Source organism: Cypionkella sp. TWP1-2-1b2, from assembly GCF_049896245.1.
Lineage (GTDB): Bacteria > Pseudomonadota > Alphaproteobacteria > Rhodobacterales > Rhodobacteraceae > Cypionkella.
In genome coordinates this window covers 1-21,565 of sequence record NZ_JAFCTX010000012.1, presented here as the reverse complement: position 1 = coordinate 21,565, position 21,565 = coordinate 1, and the positions used below count along the sequence as shown (strand labels likewise).

The 21,565-nt window shown below is 60.8% G+C and carries 16 protein-coding genes and 1 pseudogene; 11 read left to right on the top strand and 6 right to left on the bottom strand.

Going from position 1 to position 21,565, the window contains the following annotated elements:
- Positions 1-25: 25 nt before the first annotated feature.
- The 3 genes from ACP7AP_RS09810 to ACP7AP_RS09800 all read right to left on the bottom strand — a co-directional run bounded on the left by ACP7AP_RS09810 (position 26) and on the right by ACP7AP_RS09800 (position 5,172).
- Positions 26-1,270 (bottom strand): aminotransferase class III-fold pyridoxal phosphate-dependent enzyme, encoded by a 1,245-nt coding sequence (locus tag ACP7AP_RS09810; protein ID WP_426034033.1) that lies wholly within the window; start codon positions 1,268-1,270, stop codon positions 26-28.
- Positions 1,271-1,341: 71 nt separating this feature from the next.
- Positions 1,342-2,958 (bottom strand): ABC transporter substrate-binding protein, encoded by a 1,617-nt coding sequence (locus ACP7AP_RS09805; RefSeq protein ID WP_426034032.1) that lies wholly within the window; start codon positions 2,956-2,958, stop codon positions 1,342-1,344.
- 36 nt (positions 2,959-2,994) lie between these two features.
- Complete coding sequence (locus ACP7AP_RS09800) at positions 2,995-5,172, bottom strand: alpha-ketoacid dehydrogenase subunit alpha/beta (RefSeq protein WP_426034031.1); 2,178 nt, start codon at positions 5,170-5,172, stop codon at positions 2,995-2,997.
- 214 nt (positions 5,173-5,386) lie between these two features.
- Between ACP7AP_RS09800 and ACP7AP_RS09795 the strand changes: the two genes are divergently transcribed.
- From ACP7AP_RS09795 to ACP7AP_RS09785, 3 genes are read left to right on the top strand one after another with little or no spacing between them, the layout of a single operon-like run.
- On the top strand, positions 5,387-6,532 hold the full coding sequence (locus ACP7AP_RS09795; protein ID WP_426034030.1) for an acyl-CoA dehydrogenase family protein: 1,146 nt from the start codon (positions 5,387-5,389) through the stop codon (positions 6,530-6,532).
- A 34-nt stretch (positions 6,533-6,566) separates the two neighbouring features.
- On the top strand, positions 6,567-7,829 hold the full coding sequence (locus ACP7AP_RS09790) for a four-carbon acid sugar kinase family protein (protein ID WP_426034029.1): 1,263 nt from the start codon (positions 6,567-6,569) through the stop codon (positions 7,827-7,829).
- A 17-nt stretch (positions 7,830-7,846) separates the two neighbouring features.
- Positions 7,847-8,491 (top strand): class II aldolase/adducin family protein, encoded by a 645-nt coding sequence (locus ACP7AP_RS09785; protein WP_426034028.1) that lies wholly within the window; start codon positions 7,847-7,849, stop codon positions 8,489-8,491.
- Positions 8,492-8,510: 19 nt separating this feature from the next.
- On the opposite strand, the gene ACP7AP_RS09780 is transcribed toward ACP7AP_RS09785, so the two are convergent.
- Positions 8,511-9,782, bottom strand: coding sequence for an acetoin dehydrogenase dihydrolipoyllysine-residue acetyltransferase subunit (locus ACP7AP_RS09780; RefSeq protein WP_426034027.1), 1,272 nt, complete (start codon positions 9,780-9,782; stop codon positions 8,511-8,513).
- Between the two features lie 20 nt (positions 9,783-9,802).
- A complete protein-coding gene (locus ACP7AP_RS09775; RefSeq protein WP_426034026.1) occupies positions 9,803-10,660 on the bottom strand; it encodes an IclR family transcriptional regulator in 858 nt (285 codons plus the stop codon).
- 178 nt (positions 10,661-10,838) lie between these two features.
- On the opposite strand from ACP7AP_RS09775, the gene ACP7AP_RS09770 reads away from it, so the two are divergent.
- Genes ACP7AP_RS09770 through ACP7AP_RS09735 form a run of 8 tightly spaced genes read left to right on the top strand, consistent with a single transcriptional unit; the run spans position 10,839 to position 20,621 of the window.
- Positions 10,839-11,852: an ABC transporter permease gene (locus ACP7AP_RS09770; protein WP_426034025.1), complete on the top strand. Its 1,014-nt coding sequence runs from the start codon at positions 10,839-10,841 to the stop codon at positions 11,850-11,852.
- A 4-nt stretch (positions 11,853-11,856) separates the two neighbouring features.
- Positions 11,857-12,693 (top strand): ABC transporter permease, encoded by an 837-nt coding sequence (locus ACP7AP_RS09765; protein ID WP_426034024.1) that lies wholly within the window; start codon positions 11,857-11,859, stop codon positions 12,691-12,693.
- 8 nt (positions 12,694-12,701) lie between these two features.
- On the top strand, positions 12,702-13,685 hold the full coding sequence (locus ACP7AP_RS09760) for an ABC transporter ATP-binding protein (RefSeq protein ID WP_426034023.1): 984 nt from the start codon (positions 12,702-12,704) through the stop codon (positions 13,683-13,685).
- The gene (locus tag ACP7AP_RS09755) at positions 13,685-14,716 is read left to right on the top strand and encodes an ABC transporter ATP-binding protein (RefSeq protein ID WP_426034022.1); all 1,032 of its coding nucleotides are present in this window, start codon (positions 13,685-13,687) and stop codon (positions 14,714-14,716) included. Before ACP7AP_RS09760 ends, ACP7AP_RS09755 begins: the two co-directional genes overlap by 1 nt.
- Positions 14,713-16,005 carry a CaiB/BaiF CoA transferase family protein gene (locus tag ACP7AP_RS09750; RefSeq protein WP_426034021.1) on the top strand — a complete coding sequence of 431 codons (1,293 nt, stop codon included), beginning with the start codon at positions 14,713-14,715 and terminating at the stop codon, positions 16,003-16,005. Before ACP7AP_RS09755 ends, ACP7AP_RS09750 begins: the two co-directional genes overlap by 4 nt.
- Positions 16,002-17,207 carry a 3-oxoadipyl-CoA thiolase gene (pcaF, locus tag ACP7AP_RS09745; protein ID WP_426034020.1) on the top strand — a complete coding sequence of 402 codons (1,206 nt, stop codon included), beginning with the start codon at positions 16,002-16,004 and terminating at the stop codon, positions 17,205-17,207. Before ACP7AP_RS09750 ends, pcaF begins: the two co-directional genes overlap by 4 nt.
- Positions 17,208-17,218: 11 nt before the next feature.
- A complete protein-coding gene (locus ACP7AP_RS09740) occupies positions 17,219-19,183 on the top strand; it encodes a 3-hydroxyacyl-CoA dehydrogenase NAD-binding domain-containing protein (RefSeq protein ID WP_426034019.1) in 1,965 nt (654 codons plus the stop codon).
- A gap of 4 nt (positions 19,184-19,187) precedes the next feature.
- Entirely contained in the window at positions 19,188-20,621 is a 1,434-nt protein-coding gene (locus ACP7AP_RS09735; protein ID WP_426034018.1) for an NAD-dependent succinate-semialdehyde dehydrogenase, read from the top strand.
- A 535-nt stretch (positions 20,622-21,156) separates the two neighbouring features.
- On the opposite strand, the pseudogene ACP7AP_RS09730 reads toward ACP7AP_RS09735, so the two are convergent.
- Positions 21,157-21,426: pseudogene (locus ACP7AP_RS09730) on the bottom strand (DUF1989 domain-containing protein); the annotation flags it as partial.
- Between the last annotated feature and the right edge of the window lie 139 nt (positions 21,427-21,565).

Below are 21,565 nucleotides of genomic sequence, written 5' to 3'. Positions count from 1 at the left end.
GGCTCCGGCAGAAGAGCAGGAAGAGTTACTCGGGACGCAGACCAGCTGTGGCGATATCGCGGAACGCAGCGTGGGCGGCATCAAGCGCGCGTTCGATGTCGGTGGCCTGATGTGCGGCGCAGAGGAACAAGTTGTGGCGCGGATGCATGTAAAGGCCATGGCGCAGGGCCGCAGCGCAAAACGCATTGCCAAGCCGCAGATCCTGGTCGCCGTCAAACAGCACCATCGGCATTTGCACCGGGCCAGTCTGGCGCAGCGTATAGCCATTCGCGCGGGCAGCGCTGTGCAGGCCGTCACGGAACAGCTTGCCCATCGCTTCGGTATGCGCCAGCGCATCTGTGTCGCGCAGCAATTTGATCGTGGTCACTGCAGCCGCCATCGCAGCCGAGCCATACCAGAACGAGCCGGTGGTGAAGACCTTCTCTGCGCCAACGCGGAAGGCTTCGGCTCCGGCGATGACAGCCAAGGGCCAGCCATTCGCGATGGATTTGGAATAGGCGGCCAGATCCGGTTTGATGCCATAAGCGGCCCAACTGCCGCGCACGTTCAGACGGAAGCCCGCCCGCACATCATCGCAGATCAGCGCAGCACCCGTCTTGTCGCACAGTGCACGGGCGCGGGCCAGAAAGGCGGCGTCGGGCAGTTCCTGATCGATCTGCACATCATGTTTGAACGCGGTGATCAGGATCGCGGCCAGATCATCGCCCGCGGCGGCCACGGCGGCTTCAAGGCTGGCAATGTCATTGTAGGTGTATTGCACGATATGTGCGCGGTCTTCTGTCGTCACGCCGACCATCGAGGGCGAACACCACGGCACAGCGCCATGATAGGACCCCTTGGCCACAAGGATCTTGCGACGTCCGGCGGTGGCGCGGGCGATGGTCACGCAAACTGTGGTCGCATCGCTGCCGTTCTTCTGGAACAGCGCCCAATCGGCATGGTCAATGGTATCGACCAGCAGCTCGGCCAGTTCGACCATCACCTCGGTTGGGCCGTTGCCGATGTCGCCTTTGGCGATCTGCGCCTGCGCGGCGGCGTTCACCTCGGCGTGGCCATAGCCAAGCACATTCGGACCCCAGGCGCACATGAAGTCGATATATTCATTGCCATCGGCATCCCAGACCCGGCAGCCGTCGGCGCGCGAGAAGAATTGCGGATAGCCCGGCCCGATCGACCGGGTGGCCATATGCCCCCAGACACCATTGGGCACCACGCGGCGCGCCCGCGACAGAAGTTCGGTATCACGGCTGTTTGGCAGATCGAGGCTCACGGAGGTTCTCCAGCGCAATTTGGGGGATGGAAACCGGGGGGCCGCGATGGCCCCCCGGTGGTTGGTGTTGATCAGTTGGTGATCTCTGCCAGCGGCAGGTTGCAGCAGGCGCTGTAGCGCACGCCTTTGATCGTCGGACCATAAGCGAGGATCAGATCGGGGCTGACCATTGGCACGATGATGCGGGCATCGGCCATCATTGTGCCTGCCTCGAACCACAGCTTGTCGGTCTCTTCCGGGGTCGGCGCGGCCAACGCCTTGGCCATCAGCTCAGCAGTTTTTGGGTTGACGATTGACGGATCGGTGGCAGATCCGGCGCGTTTCGCCCAGACCGAGCCTTCGGCCAGACCGAACACGTCAACATATTGCGATGAGCCGAAGAAGTCTGGGGCGAAGAACACCGCCGTCAGCGAGATATGATCGCCGTTGGCCGCTTCGCGCCAGTTGGCGAAAGGTACGGGCGACAGTTCCACCTTGATACCGACCTTGGCCAGATCCTGCTGGATCTTCTGCATCATCAGCGAGAAATCAACGCCATAGACGTTCAGATCCGGGTAGATCGACTGTATGGTGAAACCATCAGGAACACCGGCCTTGGCCAGTAGTTCCTTGGCCCGTTCCGGGTTATATTCCGGGATCGGGTGGTCGTCGCCACCGGGGAAGCCCAGCGGGATCGGGGTGGCCATCGGACGCCCCGCGCCACCCAGCGTGAAGTCAATCAGCGAGGTGCGGTCGATGGCAATCGAGATCGCCTCACGCACGTCGGCGGTCAGCGGCACGGTGTTGGCCTTTGCCCCCGGCGACATCGCAATATAGACGAAGTTGAACGACGGCACACGTTCGACCACAATGTCGCTGCCTTCCAGCGTCTTGGCGGTTTCCGGGTCGATCTGCATCGCAATATCAACCGTGCCCGATTGCAGCATCTGCGCCTGAGCCACCGCATCCTTGACCTGACGGAACACCACTTCGGGCACGCCAGCGGGTTTACCCCAATAAGCATCGTTGCGTTTCAGGCGCAGTTCGGCGTTCGGTTCATAGGAGTCCAGAACGAAGGGCCCACTGCCTGCCGAAGCGGTCAGGAACCAGTTTTCCGAAGTGTCCTTGTCAACCGCCGTGGCATCTGACAGCGCACCGTTGGCGCTGGCGACATCGCTGTTTATCACGCCCAGAAAGCCGGCGGCGACCTGATTCAGAAACTCGGAGTTCGGTTTGGCCAGAGAAATGACAACCGTCTGCGCATCTGGCGTTTCGATGCCTATGATTGGGTCGGCAAGGAACGAGCCGCTGCCCTTGATGTTCTTCACCCGCTCAAACGACCATTTCACGTCCTTGGCTTCGACTGCGGAGCCGTCCGAGAATTTCGCGGCCGGGTTCAGTTTGAAGGTGAATTGGGTCTGATCTGCGTTCACTTCCCAGCTTGCGGCCAGCAGCGCTTGTAGCTTGTTGTCTTTGTCCAGCGTGACCAGCTGTTCATAGACCGCTGTGTCATAGATTTGGCAGGTGTCGCACCAGGCGCGGGCTGGATCAAGCGAGTTGATGTCCATGTCGCGGGCGATCACGAGGGCGCGTTCTTCTGCGCTTGCAATGCCCGGCTGCATGCCGAGGATGGCGGTGGCCAGTGTCAGGGACATCAGCGCGGCTTTCACCATGCGTCGCGGGGTGAGGGGTAGAGGTATAAGCTTCATTCTTCTCTCCTGTTGAAGTGAAATGCGGCCGCTGTTTCAGCTTGTTTCCGCAAGGGTGATGAGGGCTTTTTTGACATCATTGCTGGTGGCTAATGCTGCACGGTTAAGGGCCGACGAAACCGTTGGTGAGGCGATGCTTCCGGTCACACGGATGATCTCGTGATCAAGGCTGTCAAAGAAACGCTCTTGAATTTCGGCGGCCCAAGTTGCACCCATTGAAAGGCTGCGGGCGGTCTGTTCGGCAATGACAACCCGCCCGGTCTTGGCAATCGAGGCACTGATGGTTGCCCAATCCATGCCGAAATGATCAAGGTTTCGCAGGTCGATGACCTCGGCGTCAACGCCGCTTTCCTCGGCCGCGCGCAGGCTGTTCTGCACCATCACCGAGGCGGCCAATACGGTGCAGGTGCTGCCTGTCCGAACTACGCGCGCGCTGCCGAAGGGAATGCAGAAATCACGGTCACCCTTGGGCACCTCGAACTCGCGCTGATAAAGCTCGGTGTGCTCGATAATCAGAACCGGGTCGTTGCAGTGCAGTGCAGAGTTCATCAGGCCGATGTAATCGAAGGCATTGGAGGGCGAGACGATGCGCCAGCCGGGGAACATGCCAAACAGCGCCGAAGGATCGCCCGAGTGCTGCGAGCCATAGCCGGTATGTGGCGACACCCGCACCCGCATCACCACCGGCACCGGAAAATCGCCGCCGAACATGTGGCGGACCTTGCCGACGCCATTGGCGATCTGATCGGCGGCGACAAGGCAGAAGTCGCCGAACATGATTTCGACCACCGGCCGCAGCCCGTTCAGGGCCGCTCCCAGTGCTACGCCAGTAAAGCCGTTTTCAGCAATCGGCATCGGCAGCACACGGTCAGGCCAGCGTTCCAGCGCGCCTTTGGTAAAGCCGCTGACGCCGCCCTTCATCTGATGCACGTCTTCGCCCAACACGATGATGCGGGGATCGCGCTCCATCGCTGCTGCCAGAGTTTCCGAGGCGGCGGTGACGAATTTGACCTTCTCGGTTTGCCCCAAGGCCATATCGGCATGTGACAGCTGACGCAGGCCGGAAAGTTCAGACAGATCGCCCAAAATGCCGTGATCCACTGTGGCAGGATCGGGCCATAGATCGGCAGGGATGCGTAGCGCGTTGCCGCCCGGCACCGGCTCGGTCAGCTTGGCCGCTGCTGCTGCCACGCTGGCGGTGACGATTTGGTCGATGCGGGCCAGCGCCTCAGTGGAAAGCACGCCGAGGGCGGTCAGCCGCGCCTCGGCCAGCGCAATCGGGTCGCGGGCCTTCCATTCGGCTTCTTCCTCGGCACTGCGATAGCCAAAGTCGCTACCGGTGCGGCTGCCGCTTTGGTGCAAATGCCGGTAGCACAGCGCCTCGACCACAACGGGGCCGCCGGTCTCATCAATAATGCGGCGCGCCTCTTGCATGGCGCGGTGCACGGCGACCACATCCATGCCGTCACATTCAATCGAGGCAATCCCCAGCATCGCGCCACGCGAGGAAATTCGGGTTTCGCGGGTCACATCGCTGATCCGGGTGGCCACGGCGTAAAGGTTGTTCTCGATAAAGAAGATCACCGGCAGGCTTTGGGCGGCGGCAATGTTCATCGCCTCATAGGTCGCACCCGCCTGCGCCGCACCATCACCAAAGAACGCCACCGATACTTGTTTGCGCCCCAGAATTTTGTCGGCCAGCGCGTAGCCTACGGCATGGGGCGGGTTGCCGCCGACGATTGCCGAAGTGCCGACCACCCCGGCGTTGGCATCACGCATGTGCATCGAGCCGCCCCGACCGCCACAATAACCCGGCGTCAGCCCCATGATTTCCGCCATAAAGCGGTGGACGGCTTCATCCATTTCCAAGGTGAAGCAGTCACTGCGGATGTCGAAATTCGCCGGAACCACGCTGCCGACTAACTTCGTCAGCACCTGATGATGCGCGCGGTGGGTGCCGTTGATCTTGTCTGCGGCGCCAAGCACCGACATTGCCCCCACAGCGCCAGCCTCTTGGCCAATACTAGCATGAGCGGGGCCGTGAATCAGCCCGGCCTTTTCAAGCTCCAGCAAGCGCTCCTCAAAGCGACGGATCAGCAGCATTTGCGCATACCAGTTCGCCAGATCATCAGGAGCCTCAGCGGCCCAGTCGCTTTGCTCAAGTTCGAGACGGAACCAAGGTGCGGACGCTGCAAGGGGTATGTGTCGGGCCATCTAAACCTCTGGTTCGGAGTATTATTCCGGGTAGTTAGGCTTCGTGTTCAAGGCGAACTACCGTTTCGTCGAGGGTTTGAAGCGTAACTGCCTCAGACCGCTTTGTGTTTGTGGAATTTAATTCCGTTTTCTGTTGAATCACACCATAGGCTGTGTCAGCGTTAGCTTGCAACAAAAATCTTAGCGAGACTGCCATGACAACTGAGGTGGGGAAATGATACGTGACGTTGAGGTTTTGAGTAGCCTGGTTGAAACGATCCGCCGCTTTGTCCACGAGCGGCTGATGCCTGCGGAAGCTCAGGTCGAGAGTGACAATCTGATCCCGGCCGCGTTGGTCGAAGAGATGCGACAACTGGGTCTGTTCGGCCTGTCGATCCCGGAAGAGTTCGGCGGTCTGGGTCTGACGATGGAAGAAGAAGTCACCATCGCAATGGAGCTTGGCTACACCTCGCCCGCGTTCCGGTCGGTGATTGGCACCAACAACGGCATCGGCTCGCAGGGTATCATCGTGGATGGCACGGCTGTGCAAAAGGCCTATTGGCTGCCGAAAATGGCCACTGGGTTGGTGATTGGGTCATTCGCGCTGACAGAGCCTGATGTTGGTTCGGATGCGGCCTCGGTGCGGACCACGGCGGTACGTGACGACGATCACTATATTCTGAACGGCACTAAGCGCTACATCACCAATGCACCCGTCGCCGATGTATTTACCCTGATGGCGCGCACGGGGGGCAAAGGTGCGGATGGGGTGACGGCGTTTCTGGTGCCAGCCAACAGCCCCGGCCTTAGCCTTGGGCCGATTGACAAAAAGATGGGCCAACGCGGCACCCGCACCTGCGATGTCATTCTGGAAGACTGCCGCGTGTCTGCGGATGCGGTGATCGGCGGCATCGAGGGGCGAGGCTTCAAGACCGCGATGAAGGTGCTGAACCGTGGGCGGCTGCATATCTCGGCGGTCTGTGTCGGGGCGGCGCAGCGGCTGTGCGATGAATCGGTGGCTTTCGCCAAGGCCCGTGTGCAATTCGGCAAACCGATTGCCCAGCATCAACTGATACAGGCGATGCTGGCCGACAGCGGAACCGAAACCTTCGCAGGCCGCTCGATGGTTATGGAAGCCGCGCGGATGTTCGATAGCGGCCAACGCATTATTCAAGAGGCGGCCTCGACCAAGCTGTTCTGTTCGGAAATGGTGGGTCGCGTCGCAGATCGCGCAGTGCAAATCCATGGTGGCGCGGGCTATATGCAAGACTCTCCGGTAGAGCATTTCTACCGCGATGTGCGGCTGTTCCGGCTTTACGAGGGCACATCGCAGATCCAGCAAATCATCATCGCGCGCGAGATGACAGCCGAACGACGCTGAGGTGCCTGGACATTTGAGGGTTGAGGAGGCAGCCATGACAGCGGTTTTGGGCATCATTGCCGACGATTTTACAGGCGCATTGATGGTTGCAGGGTATCTTGAGTCCGCAGGCATCCGAACGGCAGTGATCTTTGATCCCAAAGCCGCAACGGCGGGGCAGGATGCAGCGGTGCTGATCCTTGCCACCCGCACGCGGCTGAAACCGGTGGCCGAGGCCATGGCGGAAGTGCAGGCCGGGGCCGAGGCGCTGGAGGCTGCGGGCTGCACGCGGATTGCCTATAAGGCGTGCGCTTCGTTCGATTCCACCGAAGATGGCAACATCGGCCCCGCCGCTGATCTGCTGTCAGATCGGCGCGGCGGTGCGGGAGTGCTGATGAGTGCGGGCTACCCTGCCTTCAATGCGACGGTACATCAGGGCTATTTGTTTTATCGCGGCAGGCTGGTGTCAGACTCGATCAAACGCCATGATCCGCTTACCCCGATGAGCGACCCCGATCTGGTGCGCTTTTTGTCGCGGCAAACCCGCAGCCCCGTCGCCTTGCTGCCGCACCGGGTGTTGCTTCAGGGCGAAGTTGCTGCGCGGGCGGCGTTTGCAGAGTTGGTGGCGGGCGGGTCGCGGCATGTGCTGGCGGATACCAGCGATGACGGCGATGTCGCGGTCAGCACGGCAGTGGCGCTGTCCGAAGACGCGGTCGTGGTTGCAAGCGATCCGCTGATTTTAGGCTATGCCAAGGCGCTGGCCGGGCAAAGCCCTAAGATCTCAGCCGCCGCCTTGCGCCATGCCGATGGCCCGGCTGCGGTGATTGCAGGCAGTGTCGGCCCGGTGGTGCTGGCCCAGCTTGCCGTGTTCGCGGTGCAGCACCTGGTGCTGACGCTTGACCTGCTGGACCCGCGCCCCGCAGCCGATCAGATCGCGGCGGCGCTGGCTTGGGCCGCGCCCCTGATCGGGGCACAGCCGTTTGCGATTTCGACCGCGACCGATCCTGCGGGGGTTGACCGTGCGCAGGCGGTGCTGGGGGCCGCAGGGGCGGCGCAGCGGGCCGAGCATCTGCTGGGCGGCATTGCCAAAGGGCTGGTGGTGCAGGGCGTGCGGCGGCTGGTGGTGGCGGGGGGCGAAACCTCTGGCGCGGTGGTGACGGCGCTGGGGATCACGCGGGTGCGGGTTTTCCCGGAAGGCCCGCTTGGCACTGGCTTTTGTGTGACCGAGACCGCGCCGAAGCTGTCGCTTTACCTCAAGCCGGGGAAACTCGGCGCGGATGATATTCTGCTGCGCGCGATCACCGCGATGCAGCCATGACAACAGGAGACTGGACCATGACAGAGGCAGAAAGCCGCCTTGCTTTGGTTGCGGCGTCGCGGCGCACGGTGGCGCTGAAGCTGAACAGCGGCACGGCGGGAAACCTCAGCCTGCGCTTTGGCGCGGGTATGCTGATCACGCCGACGGGCGTTCCGCCCGATGATATGCAGTCCGAGCAGATCGTCTACATGGATATGGCGGGCAAATGGTCTGGCCGCTGGAAGCCGTCCTCGGAATGGGCGATCCATCTTGACCTGTATAAAGCCACCAAGGCGCAAGCCGTGGTACATGCCCATCCCGACCCCTGCGTCGCACTTTCCTGTCTGCGCGCGCCGATCCCGGCGTTTCACTATATGGTTGCGGGTTTTGGCGGCAATGAAATTCCCTGTACGGATTATGCCACCTTTGGCAGTCAGGCGCTGGCCGATACTGTGGTGGCCACGATGGGCACTACCTACTCGGGCTGCCTGATGGCGAATCATGGCATTGTCACCCATGCCGCCGATATGGCGACCGCGCTGTCACGCGCCGAAAAGCTGGACATGCTGGCGCGTCAATATCTGTTGGCGCTGTCGGTTGGAACGCCAGTGCTGTTGACACCCACCGAACTGGTGGCGGTTCATGCTGGATACGCGGGTTACGGAAAGCAGCCCAAAGCCTGACGCCGCCTGCCACAAAGCTTCAGGCGCTGCGCAGCATCTCTGACAGGATGCGTAGTGCCAGCGTGGGTTGTTCCAGATGCGGCATGTGCCCGCAGGCGGCAAGTGCATGCAAAGCGACATGGCCGGGAAGGTCGGCCGTGCGCGCGAAGGGCAGAATGCGGTCATTTCGGCCAAACACCACGCGCGTGGGCAGGGTGATGCGGGACAGATCCGGCAAGATGGAGTGGCTTTGCGTGCCGTCTGGCAGAAAGCGGTTGGCAAAGGCGCGCATCGCATCGGTCAGCGGCTGATTGCGCCGCTGTTCGACGACGACGCGCAGGAAGGCGTCGGAAATCACCGCGCTGTCATGGACCAATTCGTTCAGCCACGGCCGCAGGCTGTCCGGTGCGCGGGCGCGCAGGATGCCATCGGTGAAATCCGCGTTGATCTCGGGGCCAAGGCCCGCAGGCGCGAACAGACAAAGGCCGCGCAGATCGAGTATGCCGCGCGCCGCGATCCGGGTGGCCACTGCAGTTCCAAAGGAATGGCCCGCCAGCACCATTGCACCATCGAGCAAACCTGCGATCGATCGTTCGACCAGCACCGCAAGCGCCTCCATATCCGCCGGAATATCCAGCGGCGATTGGCCGTGGCCGGGCAGATCCAGCGCCAATACCGGCCCGTCAAAACGCGCCCCTGCAAACAGGCCGCGCCAGTTGTTCAGATCGCCGGAAAAGCCGTGCAGCAAAACCAGAGGCACGCCGCTGCCCCGCCGCAGCCAGACATGGTGCAGCGCGTCACTTGCGCGGCGCTGGGGGGCAGGCGCAATGCTTTCGGGATTGTGGGTCAGCGACGACAGATGTTCCAGCACGTCTTTCTTCTGCACACGCCCGCGTGGGCCGGTTCCTGCAAGGCCATCAATGCTGATGCTCTGATCGCGTGCAATACGCCGCGCCAATGGCGTCGGGCGTGGGCCTTGCTGCGTATTCTCAACAGGAGCCGCCAGAGTCATCGCTGCCACTGAAGCCGCTGCAACAACGGATTGCGGTTTCACATCGAGATCCGCGAACGCCTCGCCCGTCGCATAGATCATCGCCACCTGCGCGCCGACATCCACCTCTGTATTCGCCGGGGTCAGATGCCGGATCACACCATCGGCGGGGGCCTCGACCTCGACCGCGGCCTTGTCATTCTCGATCTCGAACAGGATCTGACCGGCGCGGACAATCTCGCCCTCTGCGACCAGCCACTGCGAGACTTTGCCGGCAGAGGTTTCCAAACTGACCTTCGGATAGATAACATGTGTCGGCATGACGGCTCCTGGATAAGCGCCTATTCCGCTGTGGTTTTCCAACTGGACGGCAAAAGGGCGGTAGATTGTGGGGTTTCATGCCCTGCCAACTGCGCACGCAAGCGCTGGGTCAGGTGCACAAGTGCGGGTCCGACCACATCACGGCAGCGCTCGCGTGGCAGAATGTCGACGATGCCGCCACAGGTCAGCGCAATCAGGGGCGATCCATCTGTGGGCCGGAAGGCGACGCCAATGGCATTGATATAGCTGAACCAGACGCCAAAGCCCGCCACAAAACCACTGGCTTCGCGCTGCTGCAACGCATCCTGAACTGATATTTGAATCCGCTCGGCATCATCAGGGTCGCTTTGCATCAGCTCTTGCATTACAGAGATGCGGATATGTGGTGTCATCTCGGCCAAATATGCCAGTCCCATCGCCGTGCGCCAGATCGGCAGCCGCGAGCCGACATTCAGCCGCAAAGACACAGGGCTGTTGGAGCGGCAGTTGGCCAGATAAACCATCTCAAGTCCATCGCGGGTGCCCAAAGCCACAGCGGCCCCGGTTTCGTCCGCAAGCTTTTGCATTAATGGTCGCGCAAGATGGATCACCGCGTTCGAGCTGAGCGCCGAATAGCCCAGCGACACCGTTGCAGGCCCGATGCTGTAGCGGCCAAGTGCATCATCGTAATGCAGATAGCCCAAGCCGACCAGGGTGGAAGTCAGACGTGAAATCGTGGCCTTTGGCAGGCCCGTCCGCTCGATAAGCTCTTGATTTCCCAGCGTTGCGTCTTCGATGGTGAAGGCACGCAAAATCGCTAGCCCTCGGGTCAGCGATGCTGCCGAGTTGCCGGATTCTGCATTTGTTATGCCGTCTACAGGCTTGGTTCTTTTCCGCAAGGTTCTTCCCTTCGTCGCCCTCTTGTAGGTCTATCAGTCTTCACTCTGCCAATATCAACAGTAAATGGAATTTAATTTCATTTATGTTGACGTTGCGCAAACCTGTTGTCAATATGGATCGTAGAAGCGCCGCTCGTCACGTTAAAAGGCGGCAATCTGCATGTCAGGAAAGCAAAGCATGGTTCGTTACATCCTGCGTCGGCTCATAGCCATGCCATTTTTAGTGCTGGGAGTCGTCACTCTGGCGTTTTTGTTGACGACAGTCACCAAGGGCGACCCATTGGCTGCTATACTTTCGGACCGGCAGATGAACGATCCCGAGGCAGTTGCCGCGGCGAAGGCCCGATGGGGGTTGGACCGCAGCTTGCCGGAACGCTATGCGATCTATGTGGGGAATCTGCTTACCGGCGATATGGGGACCTCTTTCATCACCCGCCGCCCGGTGGCGCAGGATATCCTATATCGTCTGCCCGCGACCATGGAATTGGTGACGGCTGCGATGGTGGTGGGTACGACCATGGGTATTACACTGGGAGCGCTGTCCGCCTATTATCGCAACAGCTTCATCGACCACCTTGCCCGGTTTTTCGCACTGTTCGGTTCGTCTGTTCCGGTGTTTTGGCTTGGCTTGGCGTTGCTTTACGTGTTTTCGGTGAAGTGGGGTGTCTTGCCGGGTCCCGGCAGGGTGGATGCCCGATTACAACTGCCTCCGTCTGTGACCGGCGTGCTGACGATAGACGCCCTGCTGGCAGGGGATCTCAAAGTGTTCATCGATGCGGTCTGGCATCTCATTTTGCCTGCGTTTGTGCTGGGCTGGGCGGTGGCAGGCACCATATCGCGGCTGGTGCGCGCCAATATGCTAGAGGTGTTGGGACGCGAGTTCATCCTGACCGCACGGGCCAAGGGGGCAAGCGAGTTTCGTGTCGTGGTGCGCCACGCTTTGCGCAACACGCTGGTGCCGACGCTGACGGTGATCGGCTACTCCTTTGCCTATCTGTTGACTGGCGCGATCCTGACCGAGACGATTTTTTCTTGGCCCGGCATGGGGTCTTACGCGGTCGACGCCGCCCGTGGCCTTGATTTTCCAGCAATTATCGGTGTGACGATTGTGGGCGGCGTGGTGTTTCTCGTGACGAACCTGATCACCGACATCGCCTATGTGATAGCCAACCCACGCGTCAGGTTGGGGTAGGGCCATGACAACATTTCCGCTTGTTATGCCGAAGCGCCCGCGCTGGTTGACCGTGCCGCTGGGCATTGGTGCCGCTGCAGTGCTGTTCTGGCTGGCCGCGACGGTTCTAGCCCCGGCCATGAGCCAGTATGACCCGCTGGAGTTGGTCGGTCGCCGCCTGAAACCGCCAAGCTGGGAGCATTGGCTTGGCACCGACGCGCTGGGTCGAGATGTGCTCAGCCGCACGTTGCACGGCGCGCGTTATTCGCTGCCCATCGCGGTGATCGTGGTGACGATTGCCGTGGCTGTGGGTGCGCTTTTGGGGGCGATCTCAGGCTACGTTGGCGGTTTTGTCGGCTCGGCTATCATGCGGTTGGTCGATGTGACGCTGTCGTTCCCACCGATGCTGTTGGCAATGGCCGTCGCGGCCTCACTGGGCCCAGGATTGGGCAATGCCGCGGTGGCGATGGTGATCGTATGGTGGCCAGTTTATGCCCGCCTGATGCGCGCGCAGGTGCTTGAAGTGCGCGAGCGCGAGCATGTCGAAGCAGCCGTAGCGGCGGGGGCGGGGGGAGCGCGCGTGCTGTTCAAACACATTCTGCCGCTGTGCTGGACCCCAGTTTTGATTAGCGCCACGATGGATCTGGGGCAGGTCATTCTGCTGGCGGCCTCGCTGAGCTTTATCGGTCTTGGGGCCATGCCGCCCTCGCCTGAATGGGGCTCAATGATCTCGGATGGGGCGTCGCAGTTCTATTCTTGGTGGGTGGCGCTTGGGCCGGGCCTTGCCATTCTGTCGATCGTGCTTGGCTTCAATTTTATTGGAGATGGTTTGCATGACTATTTCGATCCGAGGTCGAAATGAGCGCTGCAATGACTGATCCGCCGCTGTTTTCCGTGCAAAACTTGCGCGTGGCATTTGGACATGGCGGCCAATATTCCGAAGCTGTGCGTGGCATCTCGTTGACGGTCGATCATGGTGAGGTGCTGGGCATCGTCGGCGAATCCGGCTCGGGCAAATCGGTGGGTATGTTGGCCTCTATTGGCTTGCAGGCGGAAACGGCGCGGGTCACAGGCTCGGTGCAGTTCAAGGGTCGCGAACTGGTGGGCATGCCCCGGCGCGAGCTTCAAAAGCTGCGTGGCTCGCGCATTGCGATGATCTTTCAAGACCCGCTGTCGTCGCTGAACCCGGTGATGACTGTGGGTTGGCAGATTGGCGAGGCGTTGCTCCTGCACAACCGTGACATGACGAAGAAAGTCGCGATGGAGCGGGCCGAGGAACTGCTGTCACTGGTGGCAATTCCGCAGCCAGATCGCCGCCTGCATCAGTATCCGCATGAGTTTTCGGGTGGGATGCGGCAGCGGGTGATGATCGCGATGGCCGTCGCCAATGATCCTGATCTGCTGATTGCGGATGAGCCGACCACAGCGCTGGACGTAACTGTGCAGGCGCAAATTATGGAGGTGTTGGCCAATCTGCAAAGGCGGCTGAACCTTGGACTTGTGTTGATCACCCATGATCTGGGCGTTCTGGCGGGCCATGCCGACCGCGTGGCGGTGGTCTATTCGGGCGAGATAGTCGAGCAAGCCTCAGTTGATGATCTTTTTGCCCGCCCTAGTCACCCTTATACCCGCGGGCTTATCGCCTCGATCCCAAACATGGCGATCAAGCGTGACAGGTTGTTTTCCATCGAAGGCACCCCACCCGTACTTGGCAAACTCCCCGGCGGTTGTGCGTTCCATCCGCGCTGCACGATGGCGCAGGATATCTGTCGCAAGCTGGCTCCGCCGGTGCGCGGCACCGCTAGCCATATCGCCGCATGCCATTTCACTGATTTGCCAGAGAGGAGTGTCTGATGGCAAACACTCAACCCATTCTTTCGGTGCGTAATCTCGTTAAACGCTTCCCCATCAAGGGCGGACTTCTGATTGAGCGCGACGTGGGCCATGTCAACGCCGTGGCGGGGGTGTCGTTTGATGTCCCTGCAGGAGAGACGCTGGGCCTTGTCGGCGAATCCGGTTGTGGCAAATCCACTCTGGGCCGCTGTCTATTGCGGCTGATTGAACCCAGTTCGGGGCAAACACTGTTCCGAGGGCAGGATCTGAACGCGCTGTCGCCCACCGAGATGCGCCTGCGCCGACGCCATGTGCAGATGGTTTTTCAAGACCCCTATGCTTCACTGCATCCGCGTATGACGGTGGCTGACAATATCGCGGAGCCGCTACGGATCAGTGATCTGTCGTCTACCCAGCGCAAGGCCCGCGTGGCCGAGATGCTAGAGTTAGTTCGGCTGAACCCGGAGCATGGGCAGCGTTATGCACATGAAATGTCAGGTGGGCAGCGCCAGCGCGTGGTGATTGCGCGGGCGCTGGCGTTGAAGCCTGATCTGTTGGTACTGGATGAACCCGTCTCGGCGCTGGATGTTTCGGTGCAGGCAGGGGTCCTGAACCTGCTGAAAGATATTCAGCGTGATATGGGCACCGCCTATCTGTTCATCGCGCATGATCTTTCGGTGGTTCAGCATATCTCCCATCGTGTGGCAGTGATGTATCTGGGCAAGATCGTCGAGATCGCGCCGAAATCCTCGCTCTACCGCGCGCCGATGCACCCCTACACGCAGGCGCTGATGTCGGCGGTGCCGCTGGCGGACCCTGCGCGCGAACGCAGCCGCGCTCGCATGGTGCTTAAAGGCGACGTCCCCAGCCCGATGAATCCGCCCTCGGGCTGTCGGTTTCGTACACGCTGCCCGGTGGCGCAGCCCAAATGCGCCGAAATGGAACCGCCGCTGGCATTGCTTGGGCCTGACCATGCCGTTGCCTGCCATTACCCGAAGGCCGTCGAAACGGGACTGTCTGGGCCCGTCGCCGTGCAGGAGTCTCATCAATGACCACGAACAAATTGCCGCTTTCCGGACTGAAAGTGCTGGATCTGACCCGTGTGCTCGCCGGGCCTTGGGCCACAATGAGCCTTGGCGATCTCGGGGCCGAAGTCTGGAAGATCGAGAACATTCACGGCGGCGATGACACGCGTGCTTGGTCGGTGCCGAATTACAAGGGCGTCAGTACCTATTACCTGTGCGCCAACCGTGGCAAGCACAGTCTTGCATTGGACATGAAGGCCCCTGAAGGACGGCAGATTGTGCTCGATCTGGCCGCGAAAGCCGACATCCTTGTCGAGAATTTCCGTGCTGGTACTGTGGACCGTCTGGGTGTGGGCTATGAGGCGATCCGCAAGTTCAACCCTAGCATCATCTATTGCTCAATCTCGGGATATGGCCAGATCGGACCGGAACGTGACCGTCCAGGCTATGACTTTATCATGCAGGCCGAAAGCGGGCTGATGTCGATCACTGGCGAAAAGGATGGCCCGCCAAACCGGCTGGGCGTGGCCTTCACCGATGTTGTGGCGGGGATGATTGCAACCCAGTCCATTCTGGCTGCGCTGTATGAACGCCGCGATACCGGACTGGGGCAATACATTGATGTGGCCTTGCTAGATTCGGCGCTGAACATGCTTATCAATGTTGGCACGGGCTACCTGAACGCGGGTGTCGAGCCGGTTCGCTATGGCAATGCGCATCCCACCGTGGTGCCTTATCAGATTTTCGACACGCAAGACGGCATCTTCGCGCTTGCCGTGGGCAACGATCGTATGTTCGTCGATTTCTGCGAACAGGTGATCAGCCGGCCAGAACTTGGATCTGACCCGCGCTTTGTCAATTCGCATCAGCGCGCGCTGCATCGTGATGAGCTGTTGCCAATCATTGCCGAGATCATCCGTCACCGCACTTGCGACGACTGGTTGGCAGCTTGCAATCGGGCCAGCGTTCCGGCAGGCCGGGTCAAAACCGTGGCTGAGGCGCTGGAAAGTCCAAGCGTAACCGAGCGCGGTGTGATCCAACGGTTAGATCACCCAACGCTCGGCCCGGTCGCGTTGATCCGCCCGGCGCATGGTTTGGTGGCGCAACAAGACCATATCCCCAAGGCGCCGCCGCTTTTGGGCGAAGATACCCGTGCGGTTCTCTCTGATGTGCTTGGCTATGATGCAGCTCGGGTTGAGAGCCTGATCCGGTCGGGCGTAGTGTCTTGCGCCTTCGATGCACCGATCAACGATCCAGAAAACGCTGGTGCGCCCCACTCGGTCCATGAAGCCCTGACAGCCGGAGCAAGCGCATGACGGATGCCTTTATCTGCGATGCTATTCGCACCCCGATTGGCCGTTATGGTGGGGGTCTTTCCGCGATCCGCACAGATGATCTGGCGGCGCTGCCGTTGGCGGCGCTTGCTGCGCGCAATCCGGGGTTGGATTGGGGGATGCTTGATGACGTGATCTATGGCTGCGCCAATCAGGCAGGGGAGGATAACCGCAATGTCGCGCGGATGGCAGTGCTGCTGGCGGGCCTGCCGATCAGCGCGCCGGGCGTCACGGTGAACCGGTTGTGCGGTTCGGGTCTGGATGCTGTCGGTACTGCGGCGCGCGCCATTCGGGCGGGCGAGTGTCATCTGATGGTTGCTGGTGGTGTTGAAAGCATGTCGCGCGCGCCGTTTGTGACGCCCAAGGCCGAGGCCGCGTTCTCACGCTCGAACGCGGTTTACGACACCACGATCGGCTGGCGTTTCGTCAATCCGAAAATGCAACGCGGCTACGGCACAGATTCCATGCCGGAAACCGCCGATAACGTTGCCGCAGACTACGGGATCACCCGCGCGGATCAAGATGCGTTTGCCTTGCTGTCACAACAGCGGTGGGCCGCAGCACAGGCAGCGGGCCGTTTCGCGCAGGAAATTATCCCGGTCAGCCTGCCGCAAAAACACGGTGACCCGTTGGTTCTTGCCACCGACGAACACCCCCGCCCCGAAACGACGGCGGTGCAGCTTGCAAATCTGAAAGGCATCAATGGCCCTGATTTGAGCGTTACGGCAGGTAACGCTTCGGGTGTCAACGATGGGGCGGCGGCACTGATTGTGGCCTCGGCGGAGATGGCTGCGCGGCAGGGGTTGACCCCGCGTGCCCGTGTGGTCGGCATGGCCGTGGCAGGGGTGGCACCTCGCGTGATGGGCATAGGCCCGGTCCCGGCAGTGCAAAAGCTACTGGCACAAACTGGGCTGACCATTTCACAAATGGATGTGATCGAAATGAATGAGGCTTTCGCAGCGCAGGGACTTGCGGTGCTGCGTGCGCTGGGAGTTGCGGATGATGCGGCGCAAGTCAACCCCAACGGCGGCGCGATTGCGCTTGGTCATCCTTTGGGGATGAGCGGCGCACGACTTGCGCTGACCGCGACAGCAGAACTGCACCATCATGGCGGGCGTTATGCCCTTTGCACCATGTGTATTGGCGTCGGCCAAGGCATCGCCCTGATCCTTGAGCGGGTTTAAATAGGTTTGAGATGACGATTCACTATCAACATCACGGCAGCGTCGTTGTTGTCACAATCGACAATCCGCCGGTCAACGCCATGAACCACGCGGTGCGGCAAGAACTGGTCGATGCGGCAGCACGGCTGGATACTGACCCTTCGGTGACAGCCATCGTGCTGGCCGGGGCAGGGAGCGTCTTTGTGGGTGGTGCCGACATCACCGAGTTTGATCGCCCGGTCGAGGAGCCCTCACTTCCCGCCGTGATCACGGCCATCGAGACCGCCCGCAAACCTTGGGTGGCTGCGGTGCAAGGCGTGGCACTGGGCGGCGGGCTAGAGCTGATATTAGGATGCCACTATCGGCTGGCCGGACCGCAGGCGCACTTTGCGCTGCCCGAAGTGGGCCTTGGTATCATACCCGGGGCGGGCGGCACTCAACGTCTGCCGCGCCTTGTCGGGATTGAGGCGGCGATAGGGGTTGTTGCTGAAAGTCAGACCCTCAACGCGCATCGCGCAGTCCAGCTTGGTTTGGTTGAACGGGTGGTGAGCAGCAATCTGCTGGCCGAAGCCATCGCCTTTGCCGAAAGCGCCGCAACCAAACCCCTGCCGCTGACTGCAGCCAACCGCAGCCTTGCCACCGTCGATAGCGCGTTCTGGCAGGCCGCCGAAACCCGCATCGGAGCCAAATCCAAAGGCACAGCTGCGCCACTTTTGGCACTTGCCGCCCTGCGCTTTGGTGCCGAACATGGCTTTGCCCAAGGCATAACCCTCGAGCGAGCCACCTTTCTGCGGCTGCGCGCCACAGAGGAATCGGCGGCCTTGCGCTATCTGTTCTTCGCCGAGCGCGCAGCTCCTCGCCCCGCCGATCTGAAGGGCATCGTACCGCGCCCGATCACTACTACCGCTGTCATCGGCGGTGGTACCATGGGCGCGGGCATCGCCGCTGCGCTGCGCAATGCGGGTCTACCGGTGGTGTTGGTCGAACGCGATGCGGAAAGCCTCGCGCGTGGTGTGAAAACCCTAGCCAACATCTTTGACGCCGCAACGCGCAAAGGCAATCTGACCCCCGAGGCGGCCGCCGCGCGCATGGCGGGCGTCGTGCCTGCGGTCGGTTACGCAGACCTTGCCGTTTGCGATTTGGTGATCGAGGCAGTGTTTGAGGATATCACCACCAAACGCGCGGTCTTTGCCGAACTGGCGCAAGTCTGCCGCACCGATGCAATTTTGGCTACCAACACTTCGTATCTTAACCCTTCTGAGATTGCGGCTGGCTTGCCCAACCCTGCGCGCTTCATCGGGCTGCATTTCTTCAGCCCGGCGCATGTGATGAAACTGCTCGAGATCGTGCCAATCCCCGAAACCGCGCCTGAAGTGCTTGCAGCCAGTTTTGATCTTGCCCGTCGGCTTGGGAAAGTGCCGGTCCGCTCGGGCATATGCGATGGCTTCATCGGCAACCGTATCCTGCGCCGTTACCGCGGCGAGGCCGAAGCCATGCTGCGTGGCGGTGTCAGTTTCGTACAGATTGATGCTGCGATGCGTGAACTTGGCTATGCGATGGGGCCGTTCGAGATGCAGGATCTGGCGGGCCTCGATATTTCTTACATGATGCGCGAAGCCGCCCGTGCCCTTGGTGAAAATGTGCCGGAAACCCCTGGCGACATTCTGGTGCGGGCTGGGCGCAAGGGGCAGAAAACCGGCGGTGGCTGGTATGACTACCACCTCGGCGATCGCAAACCGCAGCCCTCTGCCGAGACCGCTCGGCTGATCGCACCCCTGCTGGGCCCTGCGGTCGAAATGCAAGCAGTTCAGATCACCACCCGCCTGATCGCGGCGATGGCGGTGGAAGGTCAAGCGATCTTGTCTGAAGGCGTCGCCCGCAGCGCCGCTGACATAGATCTGGTCGAAGTGTATGGCTATGGCTTTCCGCGCCGCTTGGGTGGGCCGATGTTTCTGCACGGCCGCCCCCCCACAAAAAAAATCCCAAAATTGGAATGACCCAATGACCTATCCCAGCACCCAGCTTTTCATTGATGGCACTTGGCGCGCAGCCGACCGTGGTAAGACCATCCCGGTTCTGAACCCCGCGACTGGTTTGGAAATCGGCACCGTTGCATGGGCAGAAAAGTCCGATCTCGATACAGCGCTGGCAGCCGCGAAAAAGGGCTTTCAAATCTGGCGAAATACCTCAGCCTACGAGCGCGCCCGACTGATGCGCCGCGCCGCTGATCTGATCCGCCAACGCAGCGATACGATCGCCGAGATTATGACGCTGGAACAGGGCAAGCCGCTTGTCCAATCGCGGATGGAAACACTTGCCGGTGCCGACATCATCGACTGGTTCGCCGGAGAAGCGCAGCGAACCTATGGACAAATCATCCCAGCCCGCACGCCCGGTGTCTTACAGATGACGCTGAAGCTGCCGGTAGGCCCGGTTGCCGCCTTCACACCATGGAACTTCCCGATCAATCAGGTGGTCCGCAAGCTGTCTGGCGCTATCGCCGCAGGCTGCTCGATCATCGTCAAAGCACCCGAAGAAACTCCAGCTTCGCCCGCCGAACTGGTCCGCGCCTTTGCCGATGCTGGTATTCCTGCAGGGGTAGTGAGCCTCGTCTACGGTGTGCCGTCCGTGATTTCCGCCTATCTCATCCCGCATCCGGTGATCCGCAAGATCAGCTTTACGGGATCAACTCCGGTCGGTAAACAGCTTGCAGCGTTGGCGTCGCTGCACATGAAACGCTCGACTATGGAACTTGGCGGCCACGCCCCGGTGATCGTCGCCGCAGATGCCGATCTGGATCTGACGCTGGATCTCATGGTCGCTCACAAATTCCGAAATGCTGGGCAAGTCTGCGTCTCGCCTACCCGCTATCTGGTCGAAAACGCTTTGGCCGATACGTTTATTGACCGCTTTACACAAGGTGCTAAGGCCGTGGTGGTTGGAAACGGCATGGATCCGCAAACCCAGATGGGTCCTCTGGCCAATGATCGCCGCATTCCCGCGCTTGAGGCGCTTGTGGCTGATGCAGTGGAACAGGGGGCTAAATTGATGACCGGCGGGCGGCGCATTGGTAATGAAGGTTGGTTCTTTGAACCCACCGTTCTGGCCGACGTGCCCGTCACTGCGCGGATCATGAACGAGGAACCCTTCGGCCCTGTCGCGGTGATCAACCGCTACGCCAATATGGACGCGATCATCGCTGAGGCCAACCGGCTACCCTTTGGACTTTCGGCCTATGCCTTCACCCGTAGCGGCGAAACCGCCACGCGGCTGGGCAATGAGGTTGAGGTGGGCATGTTGTCGCTCAACCATCTGGGGCTTGCCTTGGCCGAGGTGCCGTTCGGCGGCATCAAAGACTCGGGCTATGGCACCGAGGGCGGCTCTGAAGCCATCGAAGCCTATCTCGAAACCCGCTTTGTTACCCGCAAAGGCTGATCCAAAGCCAGCCCCGCCATGCGCACCAACGACATCCGCAGGTATGTTGTTGCCGATAACGAAAGCAACGACTTCGGCGGGCAGAAATTCACCTCGCGGGTGCGTATCACTACGCCGGGCGGAGAATGGAATGGGTAGGGCGAGGGTGTCATGCTGGGGTCGGAAGCCGCCAAGGCCACCAAGGTGTTGATTAACGAAGGTTTCGCCCGCTGCTGCGAGCTGAGGGGTAAATTCTCATAAAGCATGTCGGTGTCGTTGTGCTCGGGCATCAGGGCCCATGGCGAAGTTGGGTTGCCCAGCATAGCCTAGACTGGGTTCGACATGGCGCTGTCGGATGTTGAAGGCCAGCAACACGGCAAGCCGCTTCACGCGCAGGTTGGCGGCTTGCGCCACCAAAGCCTAGCCGCCCATGGCATGCGCATTCGGTTCTGGTGCCCTGCCGGGGCTATGGGCAAGAGGCTGGGATTGAGTGTCGCCGCCGATGAAAGGCAACGGTGCGCGGGTCAGCATGATCCGACCTTAGTTTTTCATTCGGTCAGTCCAACAGTCGATAGTGAACCTCGGTCGGCTGACAGGCGGCTCCGTTGATGGGGATCATGTCCTGCGGGCAGGTCGACATGACGACGATGCAATCCATCACGGCGCGCAGGATTACACAATCTCCCGGCTTGCTGAGTGGCTCTCCCCAGACGATCTTGCCATCGGGGCCGACCGGGATGTTCATCCACAAGTTCAAAGGCGCAGGGCAGTCGGTCGCGAGCAGACCCATTTGTCCGAGGGCTGCATGCAAATTGTCGGTGCAATTGTCATGATAGTCGCGGCAGCCTAGAGCAAGTCACCTTCAATCGGGACCATATCCTGCGGCTTTGAAGTAGTTTCTGCATTCCTGGCTATGGAATAGATCGCAGACTGCACCGACGGCGGTCCAGAGGGCTTGGTACGTT

Excerpts from the sequence above, each read along its gene's own strand:
- ACP7AP_RS09805 (WP_426034032.1), bottom strand. The coding sequence starts at position 2,958 with ATGAAGCTTATACCTCTACCCCTCACCCCGCGACGCATGGTGAAAGCC.
- ACP7AP_RS09800 (WP_426034031.1), bottom strand. The coding sequence starts at position 5,172 with ATGGCCCGACACATACCCCTTGCAGCGTCCGCACCTTGGTTCCGTCTC.
- ACP7AP_RS09795 (WP_426034030.1), top strand. The coding sequence starts at position 5,387 with ATGATACGTGACGTTGAGGTTTTGAGTAGCCTGGTTGAAACGATCCGC.
- ACP7AP_RS09790 (WP_426034029.1), top strand. The coding sequence starts at position 6,567 with ATGACAGCGGTTTTGGGCATCATTGCCGACGATTTTACAGGCGCATTG.
- ACP7AP_RS09785 (WP_426034028.1), top strand. The coding sequence starts at position 7,847 with ATGACAGAGGCAGAAAGCCGCCTTGCTTTGGTTGCGGCGTCGCGGCGC.
- ACP7AP_RS09780 (WP_426034027.1), bottom strand. The coding sequence starts at position 9,782 with ATGCCGACACATGTTATCTATCCGAAGGTCAGTTTGGAAACCTCTGCC.
- ACP7AP_RS09770 (WP_426034025.1), top strand. The coding sequence starts at position 10,839 with ATGGTTCGTTACATCCTGCGTCGGCTCATAGCCATGCCATTTTTAGTG.
- ACP7AP_RS09765 (WP_426034024.1), top strand. The coding sequence starts at position 11,857 with ATGACAACATTTCCGCTTGTTATGCCGAAGCGCCCGCGCTGGTTGACC.
- ACP7AP_RS09760 (WP_426034023.1), top strand. The coding sequence starts at position 12,702 with ATGACTGATCCGCCGCTGTTTTCCGTGCAAAACTTGCGCGTGGCATTT.
- ACP7AP_RS09755 (WP_426034022.1), top strand. The coding sequence starts at position 13,685 with ATGGCAAACACTCAACCCATTCTTTCGGTGCGTAATCTCGTTAAACGC.
- ACP7AP_RS09750 (WP_426034021.1), top strand. The coding sequence starts at position 14,713 with ATGACCACGAACAAATTGCCGCTTTCCGGACTGAAAGTGCTGGATCTG.
- pcaF (WP_426034020.1), top strand. The coding sequence starts at position 16,002 with ATGACGGATGCCTTTATCTGCGATGCTATTCGCACCCCGATTGGCCGT.
- ACP7AP_RS09740 (WP_426034019.1), top strand. The coding sequence starts at position 17,219 with ATGACGATTCACTATCAACATCACGGCAGCGTCGTTGTTGTCACAATC.
- ACP7AP_RS09735 (WP_426034018.1), top strand. The coding sequence starts at position 19,188 with ATGACCTATCCCAGCACCCAGCTTTTCATTGATGGCACTTGGCGCGCA.